Source organism: Roseburia sp. OM02-15 (genome assembly GCF_003481835.1).
Lineage (GTDB): Bacteria > Bacillota > Clostridia > Lachnospirales > Lachnospiraceae > Eubacterium_I > Eubacterium_I ramulus_A.
In genome coordinates, this window is the sequence record NZ_QULX01000010.1 from 61,667 (window position 1) to 78,287 (window position 16,621).

Annotated in this window: 17 protein-coding genes; 3 read left to right on the forward strand and 14 right to left on the reverse strand. The window is 44.0% G+C overall.

What is annotated here, in order from left to right; translation table 11 throughout:
• Nucleotides 1–229 precede the first annotated feature (229 nt).
• Nucleotides 230–1,132: a cytidylate kinase-like family protein gene (locus tag DXB15_RS10650; protein WP_118702944.1), complete on the reverse strand. Its 903-nt coding sequence runs from the start codon at nt 1,130–1,132 to the stop codon at nt 230–232.
• A gap of 3 nt (nt 1,133–1,135) precedes the next feature.
• Nucleotides 1,136–1,837 (reverse strand): hypothetical protein, encoded by a 702-nt coding sequence (locus DXB15_RS10655; protein WP_118702945.1) that lies wholly within the window; start codon nt 1,835–1,837, stop codon nt 1,136–1,138.
• A gap of 322 nt (nt 1,838–2,159) precedes the next feature.
• Here DXB15_RS10655 and DXB15_RS10660 point away from each other — a divergent pair, with 322 nt between their 5' ends.
• The 3 genes from DXB15_RS10660 to DXB15_RS10670 all read left to right on the forward strand — a co-directional run bounded on the left by DXB15_RS10660 (nt 2,160) and on the right by DXB15_RS10670 (nt 5,702).
• On the forward strand, nt 2,160–2,750 hold the full coding sequence (locus DXB15_RS10660) for a TetR/AcrR family transcriptional regulator (protein ID WP_118702946.1): 591 nt from the start codon (nt 2,160–2,162) through the stop codon (nt 2,748–2,750).
• Nucleotides 2,751–3,216: 466 nt separating this feature from the next.
• A complete protein-coding gene (locus tag DXB15_RS10665; protein WP_118702947.1) occupies nt 3,217–4,743 on the forward strand; it encodes a sodium/proline symporter in 1,527 nt (508 codons plus the stop codon).
• A 296-nt stretch (nt 4,744–5,039) separates the two neighbouring features.
• Nucleotides 5,040–5,702: an HAD family hydrolase gene (locus tag DXB15_RS10670; RefSeq protein ID WP_118702948.1), complete on the forward strand. Its 663-nt coding sequence runs from the start codon at nt 5,040–5,042 to the stop codon at nt 5,700–5,702.
• Nucleotides 5,703–5,989: 287 nt separating this feature from the next.
• Here the strand turns inward: DXB15_RS10670 and DXB15_RS10675 are convergent, their stop codons facing one another.
• The 12 genes from DXB15_RS10675 to DXB15_RS10730 all read right to left on the reverse strand — a co-directional run bounded on the left by DXB15_RS10675 (nt 5,990) and on the right by DXB15_RS10730 (nt 16,597).
• Nucleotides 5,990–6,406 (reverse strand): HIT family protein, encoded by a 417-nt coding sequence (locus tag DXB15_RS10675; RefSeq protein ID WP_109216863.1) that lies wholly within the window; start codon nt 6,404–6,406, stop codon nt 5,990–5,992.
• Between the two features lie 158 nt (nt 6,407–6,564).
• Nucleotides 6,565–7,707, reverse strand: coding sequence for a DUF6382 domain-containing protein (locus DXB15_RS10680; RefSeq protein ID WP_109216811.1), 1,143 nt, complete (start codon nt 7,705–7,707; stop codon nt 6,565–6,567).
• Nucleotides 7,704–8,384, reverse strand: a complete 681-nt coding sequence (locus DXB15_RS10685) for a prepilin peptidase (protein WP_109216812.1) — start codon at nt 8,382–8,384, stop codon at nt 7,704–7,706. The genes DXB15_RS10680 and DXB15_RS10685 overlap by 4 nt, the downstream gene beginning before the upstream one ends.
• A gap of 271 nt (nt 8,385–8,655) precedes the next feature.
• Nucleotides 8,656–9,519 (reverse strand): hypothetical protein, encoded by an 864-nt coding sequence (locus DXB15_RS10690; RefSeq protein WP_109214371.1) that lies wholly within the window; start codon nt 9,517–9,519, stop codon nt 8,656–8,658.
• A gap of 19 nt (nt 9,520–9,538) precedes the next feature.
• Complete coding sequence (locus DXB15_RS10695; protein ID WP_118702950.1) at nt 9,539–11,107, reverse strand: DUF5702 domain-containing protein; 1,569 nt, start codon at nt 11,105–11,107, stop codon at nt 9,539–9,541.
• Nucleotides 11,107–11,289, reverse strand: a complete 183-nt coding sequence (locus DXB15_RS10700; protein WP_181369240.1) for a Flp1 family type IVb pilin — start codon at nt 11,287–11,289, stop codon at nt 11,107–11,109. The genes DXB15_RS10695 and DXB15_RS10700 overlap by 1 nt, the downstream gene beginning before the upstream one ends.
• Before the next feature lie 143 nt (nt 11,290–11,432).
• Complete coding sequence (locus tag DXB15_RS10705; RefSeq protein ID WP_118702951.1) at nt 11,433–12,665, reverse strand: type II secretion system F family protein; 1,233 nt, start codon at nt 12,663–12,665, stop codon at nt 11,433–11,435.
• Between the two features lie 11 nt (nt 12,666–12,676).
• The gene (locus tag DXB15_RS10710; RefSeq protein WP_109214368.1) at nt 12,677–13,453 is read right to left on the reverse strand and encodes a type II secretion system F family protein; all 777 of its coding nucleotides are present in this window, start codon (nt 13,451–13,453) and stop codon (nt 12,677–12,679) included.
• A complete protein-coding gene (locus tag DXB15_RS10715; protein ID WP_118702952.1) occupies nt 13,377–14,594 on the reverse strand; it encodes a CpaF family protein in 1,218 nt (405 codons plus the stop codon). The genes DXB15_RS10710 and DXB15_RS10715 overlap by 77 nt, the downstream gene beginning before the upstream one ends.
• Before the next feature lie 60 nt (nt 14,595–14,654).
• A complete protein-coding gene (locus tag DXB15_RS10720) occupies nt 14,655–15,722 on the reverse strand; it encodes a hypothetical protein (RefSeq protein ID WP_118702953.1) in 1,068 nt (355 codons plus the stop codon).
• The gene (locus DXB15_RS10725) at nt 15,701–16,231 is read right to left on the reverse strand and encodes a prepilin peptidase (RefSeq protein WP_158582253.1); all 531 of its coding nucleotides are present in this window, start codon (nt 16,229–16,231) and stop codon (nt 15,701–15,703) included. Before DXB15_RS10725 ends, DXB15_RS10720 begins: the two co-directional genes overlap by 22 nt.
• Nucleotides 16,232–16,324: 93 nt before the next feature.
• Nucleotides 16,325–16,597: a pro-sigmaK processing inhibitor BofA family protein gene (locus tag DXB15_RS10730; RefSeq protein ID WP_109214372.1), complete on the reverse strand. Its 273-nt coding sequence runs from the start codon at nt 16,595–16,597 to the stop codon at nt 16,325–16,327.
• Nucleotides 16,598–16,621: the final 24 nt, after the last annotated feature.

The following is a 16,621-nucleotide window of genomic DNA, read 5'->3' on the forward strand; positions in this document are numbered from 1 at the left end:
ACGCACGTGAGACTTGGTGCGTGATTCTGGTCAGCGCAAGCTGACATCTTCTTTTCAGAATCACTGCACTCTACACTCCGTTCCGGTCGGCGCAAAACCATTGTCTCCCAGACAATGTGCGCCCTCGCGGAGCATTTATCTCAGTCGGAGATTGAACTCCCACTGAGAAATACTTGTTACTACTCACCACTTGCAGAAGTGGGAGTCTCAACTCAGACTGAGATCAATTCTATTTCTGCTCCAGTGAATATTTTACCAATTTTTCCAGTAAATCAACGGTTCCTTCAATGCCATAGCATGCACTGTTGATGCAAATATCAAAATCTGCCGGGTTGCCCCATTTTTTACCAGTGTAATAATCATAGGAAGTTCTTCTGCGTTTGTCCGTCTTGCGAATAAATTCTTCTGCTTCTTTGCGCCCCTGATCATTGATCAGCATTTTTCTACGCACACGGTTTTCATATGGTGCCCCGATAAATACACTCAGACGCGGAATATTATTTGTCATCAGTACATGACCGCAGCTACGGCCTACAATGACACAATCACTGGCTTCTGCGATAGATTTGATCACACGGCTCTGCTTGATAAAATGTGCATCTTTGCCACCGATTCCCGGCATTTTTTCATCCAGTTCATCGATCATCAGATCCAGCACGGAATCATCGTAAAAAGAGAATCCCAGACGTTCTGCCAGTCTGGAGCCGATCTCATGACCGCCTGCTCCTGTCTCTCTGGCGATGCAGATTACAATATGGTTCTGCTCTGTCTTGTACATCAGTCCAAAATGATCTTTTGTAAAATCTCTGGTAATCTGATCACGGAATCCATCATCCTCTAAAACATCCATGATATCTTTGCACAGATGTTCATAACGAATGAAAAATTCTTCATAGCGTCCACCATTCTCCTGAATGATCTTGATCATATTTCCGATCAGGATCAGTTCGTCCTTGATTTTTTCCGTGTCATCATGTTCAAAATCTTTCAGAATCTGTTTTTCGGAAATGTGTTTTGGTCCCGGAAATACCTTCCCCAATTCACTTCCGGATGCTTTGTATACTTCTGTATCCAATGCATAAAAACGTTCTGCCAAGTCTCTGTAGCTTACGTTGCTTCCCTCTGGTTTCATAACTTAACTCTCCTTCCGTTCAAGGCTCATTACTATATTGCCATCCTCGTTACTCAGAACAATACTGTTCTGGTCATCGTCTGTCTCATAAGTATATACGGATGATCCGCTTGCACCAATCAGTTCAAACTGTTTTTTGTCTGCTGCGTAGTTCATGTGAACACCAAACATAAAGGTTCCGTCTTCATTGAGTTTTACAAAAGCGCCACCATCGGATGTATACTCTGCACCAAACTGCTCTCCATTCATGATCTGATCATCACCGCTGGCACAGCTCATCTGTGTTCCTGTTGAAAAATCTGGTGTCTCGCCTTCTGTGTATTTGCATCGGGTGTAAGTGCCATCTTCATTCTGCTGGATTGCATAAGAATCATATGCAAGCTGGCTGTCGCTGCTGTTTTCTGCATTTTCTTCTCCATAATAGATCAGGTTCAGGATCCTCATTCCATCCTCATTCGTAACCAGTTTATACATTCCGATATATCCATAATCACAGGTTCCTTCTTTCGTAAGATCCATCTGAATCTTTACAGTATCCCCGGCTGTGTATGTTCCATCAAACTTCACCTTTGACTTTACCGAAGCCTGCTCAGTCTCTGTAGAAGCACTTCCACCTGCTGTTCCTGCATCTTTTGTTCCACATCCTGCCAGAGCCAGCATGGCGATCAACAACACACTCAGCAGTCTTCCTACGATTTTCTTCATAATAAATGTTCCTCCAAAATTCTTCCTAAAGTCCACGATACATCCCATTAACTCCTCATGCGAATGTAGTCGTCAGCAAAATATATGTGATACGTGAACTGTGATATTATTTTACCACTTTTGTCTATTTCTCACAACCCGTCACCACTTTTTTGCCGTTTTTTCACACATTTTTCATTTTTTCTGCTACAATATAACTGTTTTCATAACATTTTTCAGGATATGCATTGCACGACGAACATCCCGCAGTAAGCATGTCTGGAACATTTTTGAATAATCAAATTTTGTCCACCTGTATTTATTTTCTGAAAGGATTTTATATATGAGCAAAAAACAACCGCGCAACACAAAAGGAAAAATTATTTCTGCCGCATGGAAACTGTTTTACGAACAGGGATACGATGACACAACCATTGATGAGATCATTGCCGAATCCGGCACATCCAAAGGTTCTTTTTATCATTATTTTGAGGGAAAAGATGCCCTGCTTGGCTCCCTTTCTTTCCTTTTTGATGAAAAATATACGGAACTGGAAGCTCAGCTGGATCAGTTTGCTACCCGCTATGAACAGCTGATCTATCTGAATCAGGAGCTTTTTTCCATGATTGAAAACAGTATTTCTCTGGATCTGCTGGCGCGACTGTTATCCACTCAATTAATTACAAAAGGGGAAAAACATCTGCTGGACCGCAACCGCTACTATTATAAACTGTTGCGCCGCATTATCCGGGAAGGCCAGGAAAGCGGGGAGTTCCGCACGGATCTGTCCGTCAATGAGATGGTAAAACTGTATGCGATTGCGGAGCGTGCGTTGCTTTATGACTGGTGCATCTGCAATGGGGAGTATTCACTGAAAACTTATGGTTCCACGGCGATGCCGATCTATCTGGCACAGATTCGCAATGATTCGTAATAAAGATATTTCTAAATTAATACATATATTAACTTTTCAAATTGGCTTACACTGTTAGTTTATTTCATTCATATTATGATTTGTAAAACTTACACTGTTAGCCTATTTTATTTATAACAGCACCTATCATTAACTTATACTGTTAGTCATTTATATCATCATTTATAATCAATAAGGATGGTTATTTTATCAACCATATTTTGGGGGATGATGTATTTATGAAATTCCTCTTTTTCTTGTTTTACTCTTGTTAAAATACCGTTTTCTTTTGTATTTATTTTTATTCTATATTTTCTTTCATATTTTAGTCTAGTTTCATTTTTCCTTTATTTTAGCATATTTAATACATATTTTTCACAATTTTTCTATACTATAGTCTATACTTTATTCTGTATTGCAGTCTATTTTTATTCATGGTATACTGGCAGAAATTTGTTGAAGTAACGTAATAAAGGAGATTGATTTTATGAACGCAAACACAATTGGAATGCTGATCATCATGATCATCTATCTGGGTGTTATGGTATTGATTGGCGTTCTCTTTTCCAGAAAAAACAACGACACCAGTGATTTTTATCTGGGTGGCAGAAAACTCGGTCCGGTTGTGACCGCCATGAGTGCTGAAGCCTCCGACATGAGCAGCTGGCTTCTGATGGGTCTGCCGGGTGTCGCATATCTGTCCGGCTGTGCTGAAGCAGGTTGGACCGCCATCGGACTTGCCATCGGAACTTATTTTAACTGGCTCATCGTTGCAAAACGTCTGCGCCGCTATTCCCACAAAGCAAACAATTCCATTACGATCCCGTCCTTTTTTGCAAACCGCTATCGGGACAAAAGTAATTCCCTGCTGGCGATTTCAGCGATTATGATCGTAATTTTCTTCGTACCGTACACCGCATCCGGATTCGCAGCCTGCGGCAAACTGTTTGCCACACTGTTCGGCGTACCGTATATGCCTGCCATGATCGTAAGTGCTGTTATTATCGTAGCTTACACCTCTCTGGGAGGATTCCTGGCAGCAAGTACCACCGACCTGATCCAGAGTATCATTATGACCGGTGCCCTGATCGTCGTACTGATCTACGGTGTACATATGGCCGGTGGAATGGATGCCGTTATCACAAATGCCCAGTCCCTGAAAGGTTATTTGAGCATGACAATGTCCCACGATGCCGCAACTGGTGGAACGACTCCGTACAACGGACTGACCATTGCTTCTACTCTGGCATGGGGCTTAGGTTACTTTGGAATGCCGCACATTCTGCTGCGTTTCATGGGTATTGAAGATGAAAACAAATTAAAAACATCCCGTCGTATCGCTTCTGTCTGGGTTGTTATTTCCATGTTTATCGCAATCTTTATCGGTATTATCGGAAACGCCATGACAAAAACAGGTGCTATGGACGTGCTGGAGAATTCCTCTCAGTCAGAGACACTGATCGTCAGAACTGCAGTCCTGCTGAGCAATCACGGATTTCTCGCCGTACTGATGGCTGGTCTGATCCTTGCAGGTATCCTTGCAAGTACCATGTCTACCTCTGATTCCCAGCTTCTGGCAGCATCTTCCAGTATTTCAGAAAACTTGCTGCAGGATTGCTTCGGAATCAAATGTACGAAAAAACAATCTATGACAATGGCGCGTGTTACTGTTCTGATCATCGCAGCTATCAGCGTATTTCTGGCTCGTAACCCGGACAGCTCCGTATTCCGTATCGTGTCCTTCGCATGGGCAGGATTTGGTGCTACCTTCGGTGCAGTTATGCTGTTTGCACTGTTCTGGAAACGTTCCAACCGAAACGGTGCCCTTGCCGGAATGATCGTCGGCGGTTCCATGGTATTTATCTGGAAATTCCTGATCGCACCGCATGGTGGACTGCTTGGTATCTACGAACTGCTGCCTGCATTCCTTTCTTCCGCAGCTGCGATCGTAATTGTCAGCCTTCTGACTGCACCGCCATCACAGGAGATTATCGACGAATTTGAAAGTGTTTAAACCATACATGCATATATTCAAGAATGCTCCGGCATTCTTGTTGCGAGGTGCGCGTCATGCAATTGCATGACATACTTCAACTGCGTACCTCTGGAATCCTGCCGGAGGCTATATCAGATGGGGGATTGGCTCCCACCACTGATACTAGCTTGTTTCTCACCACCTATAGAGGTGTGAGTCATCTCCCATCTGATATAAAAATGGGTCTGAGAGAAGTGATTTATCATTTTCTTTCAGGCTCATTTCCTGTATACTGGATTATAGTTCATATTATATTTTAAAAGAAAGGCAAATTTATGACTTCACACTTAGCAATACCCGCACTTGCGATTTTCGATATGGATGGTCTGATTTTTGACACAGAACGCCTTTTCATGACCACCAAAGACGGTGTCATGAAAGAATACGGTTACACCCAGCAAAAAGATGATTACATCCACACCCTCGGAACCTGCGGACAGCAATTACTTGACATTCTGCACAGACTTTACGGAGATGATTACCCGGCAGAAGAAATCAGCCAGAAATGCCGTACACTTGTCACCGAAAAAATCCGCCGCGACGGACCGCCGGTAAAACCGGGCATTCCGGAACTTCTCGCATGGTTTGCAAGCAACAATATTCCATGCTGTGTAGCATCTTCCACAAAACATGATATTGTTGTTGAATATCTGCGTCTGGCAAAACTCGATAAAAACTTTGCTTTTGTCATTGGCGGCGATCAGGTACAGCGTTCCAAACCAAATCCGGATATTTTTCTTGCTGCCTGTCAACGTACGGATATCAAACCGGAACATGCACTTGTACTAGAGGATTCCGAAAATGGTATTTTAGCGGCATCCAATGCGAATATCCCGGTGGTATGTATCCCGGATTTAAAAGTACCATCGGAAGAAATTGCAAAAAAAACTGCCGCCATCGTACCTGATGCCACAGCTGTAATTTCGTTATTTGGATGAATTGATGAAGAAAAATGGGAAATATGCACGACTTGTCAAACTGCAGACTGAAACTGCGGACTGGAAGTTGAAATAAACATTTTCCAGTAACAGAAATATAAGATTTCACTTCATTTTCTTAAAGATCGACAAAAATAATATCACGAAAGCTTTTCACTCATTGCGAAAAGTAAAGTAAGCGCCAGTCAGGCAATCTTACATCTGCATGCGTTTGTTAGCAGCAAAGGTAAGATTGATGACTGGCGCTTTCATAGCCTAAATTTTTAAGCCATCCATAAACAAGATTTTTATGCACGCAATTCCGCTGCGATCTCCGCAATCTCTTCCGGTGTGAATTCTGCATGATTCCAGGTCAGTTTATCCTGATTGCCATCATTCAGATAACGCGGGATCAAATGCATATGGAAATGAAATACGGTCTGTCCTGCTACTTCACCATTATTCTGCACAATATTAAATCCATCACAGTGTAAGATTTCTGTCATCTTTGTTGCCAGTTTTTTTGCCAGAACAAATACTGCTGACGCATCCTCATCCGGTAATTCATAAATATTTGCCGCATGGTTTTTCGGTAAGATCAGCGCATGTCCTTTCGTTGCCGGACTTGCATCCAGAATAACTGTAAATCTGTCATCTTCATAAATAATATTTGTCGGAATATCCTTGTTTGCCAGTTTACAAAAAATACAATTATCGTCCTTCATACTGAAACCTCCTGTTCTTTTCTCAGTAGACTATTTGGTTTCAGTATAAAAAAATTCCCATAAAAATTCAAGTCGAATGTGCCACTGGACAATCGATGTTATCAATGAATACAAAATTCCCCTCTACTCACTATATGCACTAAGACTAAGTTCATTTTTTACTTCTTTTTCAATATATATTCCTCTGTCGCGAAGATTACCCGATCTCCTTCCTGTATACGCACTGGTGTATTCATAGGAATCAGATGTCCGTTAAGGTACGTTCCGTTAGTAGAATTAAAATCTGAAATCCATAAATTAGAATCCTCATCCTGCGTAATCTGTGCATGCAGGCGACTGACCGTCTGCGCATACAGTTTCCCTTCTACATTACTTCCATGCTTGCCAATCCGATATGGAAACTGTTCCATCCGAAGATCATCCTCCAGTCCGTCTCCTTTATATTCCAACACCCATACCGTTTTTCGTTCTACCGCGGAAAAACATACGGTTTCTTCCCAATTTTCGGAAGGTTTTCGTTCTGCAACCATAAAAGGTTCCACTTCTTCCGGTTCTACATCATACGTGAAGGATGACCGATCCAGCATTTTGCGTTTTTCCCGGTGGAAAAGGCGTCGCTTCTTTTTCGGTTGTTCCTTCTCCTCTTTCATCAGTTCAAGCATATCCTCCGAATGTCTCTGCTCTGTTCGTTCCAGATTTTCAGCTGCCTTTGCATACATCATTTCATCCATCCGCCGTTCTTCTGCTTCATCCTCTTTTTGTTTTTTCCCATAAAGACAGTCATAATAATCCCGCAACGTCAGATCATCCGTTTCGCACCGTTCATATAGTCCGTAAGCCAGACGAACTGCGGCGGCATCCGAATGATCCAGGCGCTGCAAAAATTTTTCCAGAAGGCTTTTGACACCGCCTTTTTTCGCCGTTCCAAAACCTGGAATGTAGCAAAATTTCACCGATGTCTCTTTTCGATCCATAAAGATCATTTCCGGATCATACACAATATCCGTGTCCTGCAGCAGATATTCTTCCAGCTCCGTTTTCAGACCACAGATTTCTTCCGCCACTTTTCGAACAAGTGTCCCTCCGGCAGTCTGCATGGTCAGTTTTTGCGCCAGAGACTGCATGCCGGTCACATCATACCAGTATTCTGTCTTTCCGTCCGATATCATAATCTGCATGGACAGTAAATGCTCCATTTTATTTCGTAATACCATCTGCAATTCATAAGGTTCAAATAAATATTCGGCATCTTTGATGATCATATAACTGTTGCTTGCCGTTCTCAGATATTCTGTTTTCATTCTGCCTCCGTTCTTTCTTTGATACTGTCTGTTATTATTTCTTTTATATTATTCTGATGTATGTTTTTCCAGAATACCGCTGTCGTATCCAATTCCTGCTGTTGTTGAATCTGCTCTGCCTGTTTTTCCACCTGCATAAAACCAGAAATCGTTGTATGCAAGAAAAACATCAATAGCAGCACTAATACCGGAAAAATCAATGACGCTTCCACGGTCAGAGATCCTCGCCTAAACTGACATTTTCTCAGGAGCAGCAATACTTCTGCTCCCAGTACAAATGGAGCAAACGCAATCCGTTCCTTTCGTGATCTTCGTTTTAACAAAAGCATCCCCATGCTGTAAATTCCGCAAATAATCAAAGACCACAACAATAACCTCATATTTTCTTCCGCCCCAAGGAACATACCACTGATAAAAAATATCCATGCATCTCCTGCGCCAAACTGCTCTTTACTGACATGTGACACCCAAAGCAATACCAGTCCTAATCCCGCTCCTCCTGCCAGTTCCATCCACGAAAACGGTTTACATATCAAAAACCAGATCAACCCAATTCCACCAAACACCCAAAAGCGCCTGACGGAAAGCAATTTCAATCGATGATCTTCCCGTGCACAGCAATATAGAAAAAATAGCAATACTGGTGTTCCAATGATACTTCCTATTTTCTCTGTCATAGTTTTCTCCCTTCAATAATTACATTTTTCTTGATAGCCCCCCGTCACGATATGTTCAGATCAAGTTTACCTGAAGCATCATTCAGTTCAAGAATGCTCCGCCATTCTTGTTGCGAGGTGCGCGTCATGCAATTGCATGACATACTTCAACTGCGCACCTCTGTAATCCTGCCGGAGGCTATATCAGATGGGGGATTGGCTCCCATCTGATATACAGTGTCCCCATCTGATACGCTTCAAATCGAACACACGAAAAACTTGTGAACCATTTTTACTTCTGGCACCGCATACACGGGTGCCGATCCCCGACCTGTGATCTTAATACCCGGTAAACCGTACGTTTCAGTCCAGAGCAGGCAATATTCCCATGATATTCCGTGCCATAATCTGTAATATACACATTCTTAGAAGATGTTCCTGCACAGCGGCAGGGATAATAAATGCTTCCATCTTCACTTCTGAGCGCACTGATTCCCGTCCGTGGCACACTCCGAATCGATAACTTTAACGTTTTACATTCTGCCGAACTGTGATATGCATTTCCATATGGTGTGATATACACATATGCTCCATCCTCATCCCCAGCAGATGATAGTGACGCTCCCGTCCACTTTTTGCATACTATCTGCTGTTTCACTGGTAGTTTTCCCCATTTTGTCCAGAACACTGGAAGCTTCACTTCATATGTTGCATGCAGTTTGATAAAATCTCCGGAAAAATCACTTCCGATGAACGATATTTCTGACCGGTTTCTTCTATATAAATCTGATAAAAGTTCCTGCTGTTCCATATACTTCCAGAACAGGCGCCGCGCCGTCAGATATCCTTCTGCCGTCCCCGGTTCATCCGCATCTGTATAAGAAGCGGCCATACTTCGCGCTGTGTACTGCAACGCGGCAGACACCTGAATATGTGCTCCAAGCAATAAAAACAAATGTAAAAATACCAGAACAAAAAACAATAACAATGGTGTAACAAGTGCTGCTTCCAGTGTAAGGCTTCCCGGAAGACGGGCATATTGCAGTGCTTTTGTATTTTTTAAATTGCCTGTTTGATTAATTGGAGAAGTTTGCAATTGCCCGGAGAACATAGAGAGAGATTTTGTATTATTTGTTTTTCTTCGATACAAAAGCACTGTAATATACCCGCCTCCTTTACTTTTTTGACTCTGCATAACATACTTCACTATCTTCTGCAAAATGATAGCTGCCAATCTCGTTATTTCCAAGCTGCACCAGATTCCAGGACAATGGTTGTGCCTCATACTCCACAGAGCATTTTATTTTTCCTGCCATTTGATTCATACAGACACCGGTATTTTGCTCAATCAGATTCATGGATCGCTGCCTTATTTTTTCCTCCGACGTTGTCCAAAGCAGCAATTGCAGATAACCGTCATAGCTTAATCCTTCCTGCTCTGTGTTCTTTTCTGAAGTATTCAACGCATCTCCAAGATGTTTCAAATCTGTATGCCATTGCGTATCGTTCTTTACCAGCGACACTTTTCCTCCATTCAACAAGATCCGCACATCACTGATGGATTCTGCATACGCCCAAGCCGCTAAAATAGCATGTTTCACGGGTTCTGCAAGCTCTGGATTCGCAACAACCGAAGTAAGCGCAAGTGCAACACTCATTGCTTCCTGACTTTTTGTCGAATCTGTCTCCAGATAAAGCAGATTGGCGCCTTCTCTCATAAGCAGCAAACGATTGACTACCGCCTTTAGATTTTCCTGATCTGCATTTTTTCCACCAATCAGATATTCCATCTCATAATCCAATGCCCGGTCTCCACGCTCCTGCGTTGCATCAGAAAAATGTGCGCGGCAGTAAAGACCAAACAACAGCCGATCCGTTACTGACGCAGTTTTTTCCTGCTGCCAGCTTCCCTTTGCTGAATGCGTATGGTTTACTCCCTCTGTCTGACCCAGTTCCTTATTTGACACATTTTGTTCCGGCATCACCAAGGCAAGTACTCCATTCTTTTTGACAGCTTTCATCCATTCCAGCGGATTCTGCAGATCAGAACGGTTTGCAAGTTCCACACGACTATTTTCACCTGTTTTCCCTGCATCAACTTCTGCTTCCTTTATCTCCTGAGCTTCTGCCAAAACCCGTGTCTGCTCCTGATTTCCGGTTTCTTCTGGCAGCTCCCTGGTCTGTGCAGTTTTCCCGGATTGATCCATCTGCTCTAACGCCTGAAAAACTTCCTGTTCCTGCAATTCTCCACGCTGCTCCAGACCATCGGTCTTTGACTCTGTCACAGATTGCAATACCGTTTTCAACACATCCTCCGCGACATTCTGCCGCATCCAGTTTGCCGCCTGCTGATAATATCCGGCTCCGTTGTCATCCGTTGCCAGTTGATACTGTTCCACCTCTACTTTGCTGCAATGAGCCTGCAGGAAGAAAAAATTGTGTCCAAACTGCTGGCTTTCCCAGTTTTGCTCTACCGCATCTTTCTGTAAATTGCAGACTTCCGGAAATGTACCGGTGTTTCCTTCTCCTGACTCCTCCCAGAACAGCAAATGATACTGTTCCCACAACTCCGGTTGATAGGACGCATACACCGCATCTTCCGCCTGTCCGGTAAGCAGATGTACATTCGATTTTAAGGCACTTACGCGTGCTGCCTCCAGAAACGCAAACAGCACGGATATAAGTCCCACAAGTATCAGTACATAGAAAATACTGACACTTCCACTGCAAAATCTCTGTTTCATCAAAGAGTTCCTGCTTTGTTATTGATATTGGTAAATGTCTTATTTACCAAACTGGTCAGCTGCTTCTTAAAAATTAAAATCAAACCCACCAAAACGACCAAAATCAAGATAATTTCCACAACACCAATACCTGATTCTTCATATAAAAAACGTTTTCCTTCTCTGATATATTCCTGTCCCATGTTTCCCTCCATACATTTATCTTTTACCCAATATTTGTTTCCACTGACAACCGGCAAATTTTTGCCTGGTTTCTCGTGACATGCTGCCCAAATTAACAATGCATAGTCCAAAGTGCTTTTAGCTTTCTACAATCAGCAGCCAGCTATAAAGAAAAGCTCTGCACTGCCGGGAATAACAACATAACCAGAATCAGTACAAATACCAGCATCATCGGAAAAAGCAGCTTCATACCGGCTTCTTCTCCTGCCTTTCTCGCCTGATTCTTCCGAATCTCCCAGGCTTCCCGTGCTTCTTCCCCCAACATTTCACATACGTCACGGGTTCCTTTTTCCAGATTTCTGTTTAAAATAGATACCAGTCGTCGATACGACGGTAACCCGATCCGGCGTGCAAGCTGCTCATAGGCTTCTCTTTCCCCCATTCCTTTTCGTATATCCAGATACGTCCGATGCATTTCCTTCATATAAATACGCTGTACATAGCCTTTCTTCTTTTGCATTTTCCGATCCATTTCAAGAATACGCTCCCAAGTTCTTCGCAGCGTAAGTCCGACTCCCATCAATAATGACAATTGTTCTACCATTTGTGGATATTCCCGGTTCAGGCATGCTTCCCGATGCTTTGCCTGCCGCCTGATCCGATCCTTTTTCTGCCATTCCAGACAAACTACTGCCGCACCTCCAAGCAGCAAAAGCAGATACCAGTCCGATGTTTCTTTTGTTTTCCAGTATATTTTCTGTCCTTCCGCTGTCTGTGGCAGTTGAAACGTTTCCTTGGTTCGGCTTTTGGCTTCCTGTTTTCCAGATTGCTTCTGAACCTGCTGTCTCAGCCACTGACTGCTCCCCTGCACGGGCGGCATTACCTGCAATGCCCGAATCTCCGTGCGGCTTATATCTGCATAAGAAAACTCCGCCTGCAATGTTACGATCACACCATCTTCCCCAACCTGTTCATTTGCAACCGTTCCATCATCCTGTATCACGGTATAATCGCTGCTCTCATATACCGCCTGCACCAACCCGTCACAAAATGTATTTTCCAGAACCAGATTTCCGGTTATCTCATTTTCGGATTTGTTTTCTCCCAGAAATACCGCTTCCCATTCTTCCACCGCCTGTTCCAGCAGCTGCTGTACCTCTGCATTTTCCCGCTCCACCGGGTGTACCTCAAGATCGATCTGTTGTGATTCCCCATCTGCCGTCTCATATGTAAATGTCCGACTTTCTGTCGGTTCTCCCTCTCCTTGCCGCGAAACCGTCCCTTCCGGTTCGCCCCCATAATTTTGTGAAATAAAAAGCATCACTGACAGCAACGTAAATACTGCCACTGCTAAAATACTGCTCCTGTGTTCCTTCCAACTCTTCCACTTTCGCATCTTCACCCCTTCTACACCGGAATCTGAACAATTTTCTCCGACCAGAAAAACACAACCAGATATCCGCAAAGACAAGCGCTCATCACCAAAACTCCTGCCAGATTTTTATACAATGCCCCTGTATATTCCGGTGAACTCAGTGTAATAAAAAGCAAAATAACCGGCAGTAAAATCATCATCATGCGCTGTTCTGCCCGCTTTGCAGCCACCGCTGTTTCAATTTCCTGTAATACCTCTGTTTTTTCCTGCATTTTTACAGTAGTCGTGCGTATGATCTCAGTCAGATTTCCCCCGCTTCGTTTCACATGCAGCAGGATCTCCGCAAAATGGTAAATATCTTCGCTTCCGCTGTTGCATGCAAATTCGTAAAAAACCTGTTCCAGCGGTTCACTCATTTGTATTTTCCGGTTCATGTATGCAAACTCCCGCACAATATCCGCATCCTTCCCATACAACCGCTGCATATCACCCTGTGCATAACGCCAGGCATATTCCAGTGAATAACCGGCTCCAAGAGTTCCCGACACAGACTGCATTGCCGACTGAAACTGCCGCTGCAGCCGCTTTATCTGTTCCTGCTCCCGTCGTGTCCGTCCACGGCATACACAGGCGATGACTGCCGGCACAATGAGCACCAATGCCCATGCTGAACGATAGAACAAAAATGCTGCTGCCATCCCAACACCAATTCCTTTTAAAACATCAACTGCTTTATCCGGAATATGCCAGTCCTTTTTCTTCCAGCTTCTGGCGATTTTGCAAAGAACTTTCTTTTTTCCAGATGCCATGCACTTTTTCCCCCTTTACACCAGTCTCCTGAAACCGATACAGTGTATTCAGATAGATCTCACCATTTTTTATCCCACACAATTCACTGATCTGAAGCACTTTTCGTGTCCGGTCACGCATCCTTCCAAGATGGATCAGAATATCCAGTCCCGTTACGATCTGCCGCTGAATCACGGAAAAATCAACCTTTTCCCCCATTGCCATCATCGTTTCCAGACGTAGCAGCATGTCCCTGTCACTGTTGGCATGCCCTGTTGAAAGTGAACCATCATGTCCGGTATTCATTGCCTGGAACATGTCCCATGCTTCCGCACCACGGACTTCCCCCACAACGATCCGATCCGGACGCATTCGAAGCGCCGTGCGGATCAGATCACGGATACTGATTTCCTCTGCTCCCTGTCCATTGGCATTTCTTGTCTCCAGCCGCACCAGATTTGGCACATCCTGAAACTGAAGTTCTGCCGAATCTTCAATCGTGATCACCCGATCTGTCTTTGGAATATAGGCAGATAATGCATTCAGAAACGTTGTCTTTCCGCAGCCGGTTCCACCGGAAATAAAAATGTTATATCCCGCTTGCACCAGAAGTTTTAAAAACTCTGCGACTTCCTGTGATAAAGACTCCAGTTCCATCAACCGCTCCAGCGTCATCGGTTTTTTCGAAAATTTACGGATAGAGATACAGGAGCCTTCCACTGATACCGGTTCCAACACAATGTTTACTCTGGAACCATCTGACAACCGGGTATCCAGAATCGGATTTGCTTCATTCACTGCCCGGTTTGCACTTCCTGCAATCTGTTGGATCATATCACCCAGACGTTCTCTGGAAAGTTCTGCTTTTGTCCACGGATACAGCGCCCCCGCCTTTTCATAAAAAATATGCGCCTCTCCATTTACCATGATCTCAGTCACTTCCGGATCATCCAGCAGTTCCTGCAATACATCCAGCCTGCGAAAAGAATTAAAGATCTGTTCCTCATAACTTTCCCGCACTTTCAGCGACAGCAGTTTTTCTTTGCTGTAACTTCGTACTGCCAGCGCGATTCGCTCTCTTAATTCTTCATCCGTAAATTCTCTGGACATATCAAGTCCATCCATCACCTGTCTTTTGATCTCTTGCCATGGAGCCTCCATTCTATTCCCCCTTTTTACTAACCACCGCTTAGTGCTCTACCCACCAGAATCGGTGAATGCTTATTCTGCATTCAATATCTGTCTGAGCCGCTGTCCCATTTCAGATTCAGACCATTCATGTAAAAGATGTACCCCCGGCAGATCTCCGGAAAAACCCGAAACCACCAGCTTTGTTACTTTTTCTTCTGAACAACATTTTTTTAAGAAAGCAACTTCTTCCCCGGCAGCACAACGACTGCACAAATCTCCTCCCGAAATCTGCAAGATTCGCTCTGCCTGTGAAAAAATAAGCTGACATCCACAGATCATGCTTCCCACGGAAAATACGACCGCATCATACCGCCCCTCTGCGGAAAGCTGCCTCAAAAAAGCCTGCAGATCCTCTTCCCTGATTTCATACAAAATCATGGCATTTTCCGGTGGACGGATGTAATCCATCCCATCCAGCTGCCCGGTAAACAGCTCCAAAGACGTCCCCATATTCTTTCTCAGTTGTAAAAAAAGATCACTCATATCTGCGGTTCCATACTCCAGTTGAAATACCGATACCAGACCACTGTTTTCCGAAAATTCCACATACAACACCCGTTGTCTCCTGGCAAGAATCCAGGCACACAGCGCGGAAACTGCCATCAAACTTCCCCGGTTTCCACCGGTACAGACAATCCAGTGCTGCTTCTTTACCGCCGCCATCTGCATCCCTACACTGGCAATGGATTGATACCGCGCAATGATCTTCTGAAACAGTACCGATCTGGCTTGGTACTGACTGATATGCGTCTCATCTTCTTCCTCCGTATCAGTAAGGATCAGAATCTGTTCTGCCTGTCCCGCTTCCTGCAAAGCCACCACAAACGCTTCCGAACCTACTGCCAGTTCCCAGTGTTTTTCTCTTTGGTGCCTCACATTTTGAAGTCTCATATCTTCCCGCACAGAATCTATCTGCCTGCCCGAACTTTCCAGCAATTCCATCTGTTTGCCCGAACTTCCCAGCAAGTCCATCTGCCTGTCCGAACCTTCCAACAACTCCACATAACCATCTTTTCCGATCCGTGTATTCAGATACAGCGCCAGTTTTTGCATATAAGATTTTTCCAGTCCCCCAATCACCACAACAGGGTTTTGCATACACTCACCCCCAGAATTACAGCATACCCGAACAAAATAGCCGCCGAAAAATGAAACCGGGCGCCCTTTCTTGTCCGTTCAGGATAAGGAATGATCCTTCCCTTTTGTACTACTATTTGAAAATAGCTGACACAGCTTTGTATGCTTGTCCAAAGCTGTCTCTGATTCAGCAATCTGCCGAATGAGAATCCTGCTGCCAGCAGGAAAGAAATACAGATACAATAGATTACATTCCGACTGCCATTCAGACAGCCGATCACACAGAACAGTTTGATATCACCGGCTCCCAGTCCATGCATACGAAATGGGATCCAGCAAATCAGTATCGGTAATAAAAGCCCCCCGATCACTTCTCCTGCAATCTTTGGTTCAAATCCCGGAATCCAACACAAAATTCCGATCAGGATTCCCACCGCAATCAGTCTGTTTCGAATGATACCATCCGAAAAATCTGACCTCACAGCAAGAAGAAGTATTACTGCCGATGCACTGATTCGAATTAGTTCCACATGTGCTCCACCTCCTTTGTGAAACCGATTATAAGTCCTTTCCCTGCACCTGTCTATAGCCATTTTTCTGTCATTTTTTCGACTTGTGCATTATCACAACAACTGAAGGAACAAGATCCCATAAAGTGCCGCAAGTCCGCTGATTCCAAGGGTTCCGCATGTCAAAAGACTCAACGGATTGATACCGATCGCCACATCAAATCCCCTGGATGTAAAGAAGGAATTTAAGAAGTACATACAGATCAGACACACCACCGTCCGAGCCACAAAATTCAGCAAAATCTCTGCATTTTTCTTCAAAATTCCAATGAGCAGGATCAGTCCGCATACCCCCAGAATAATGCCGATTCCATATGTTCGTTCCAAACGAAACACCACCCGATTTCTCTT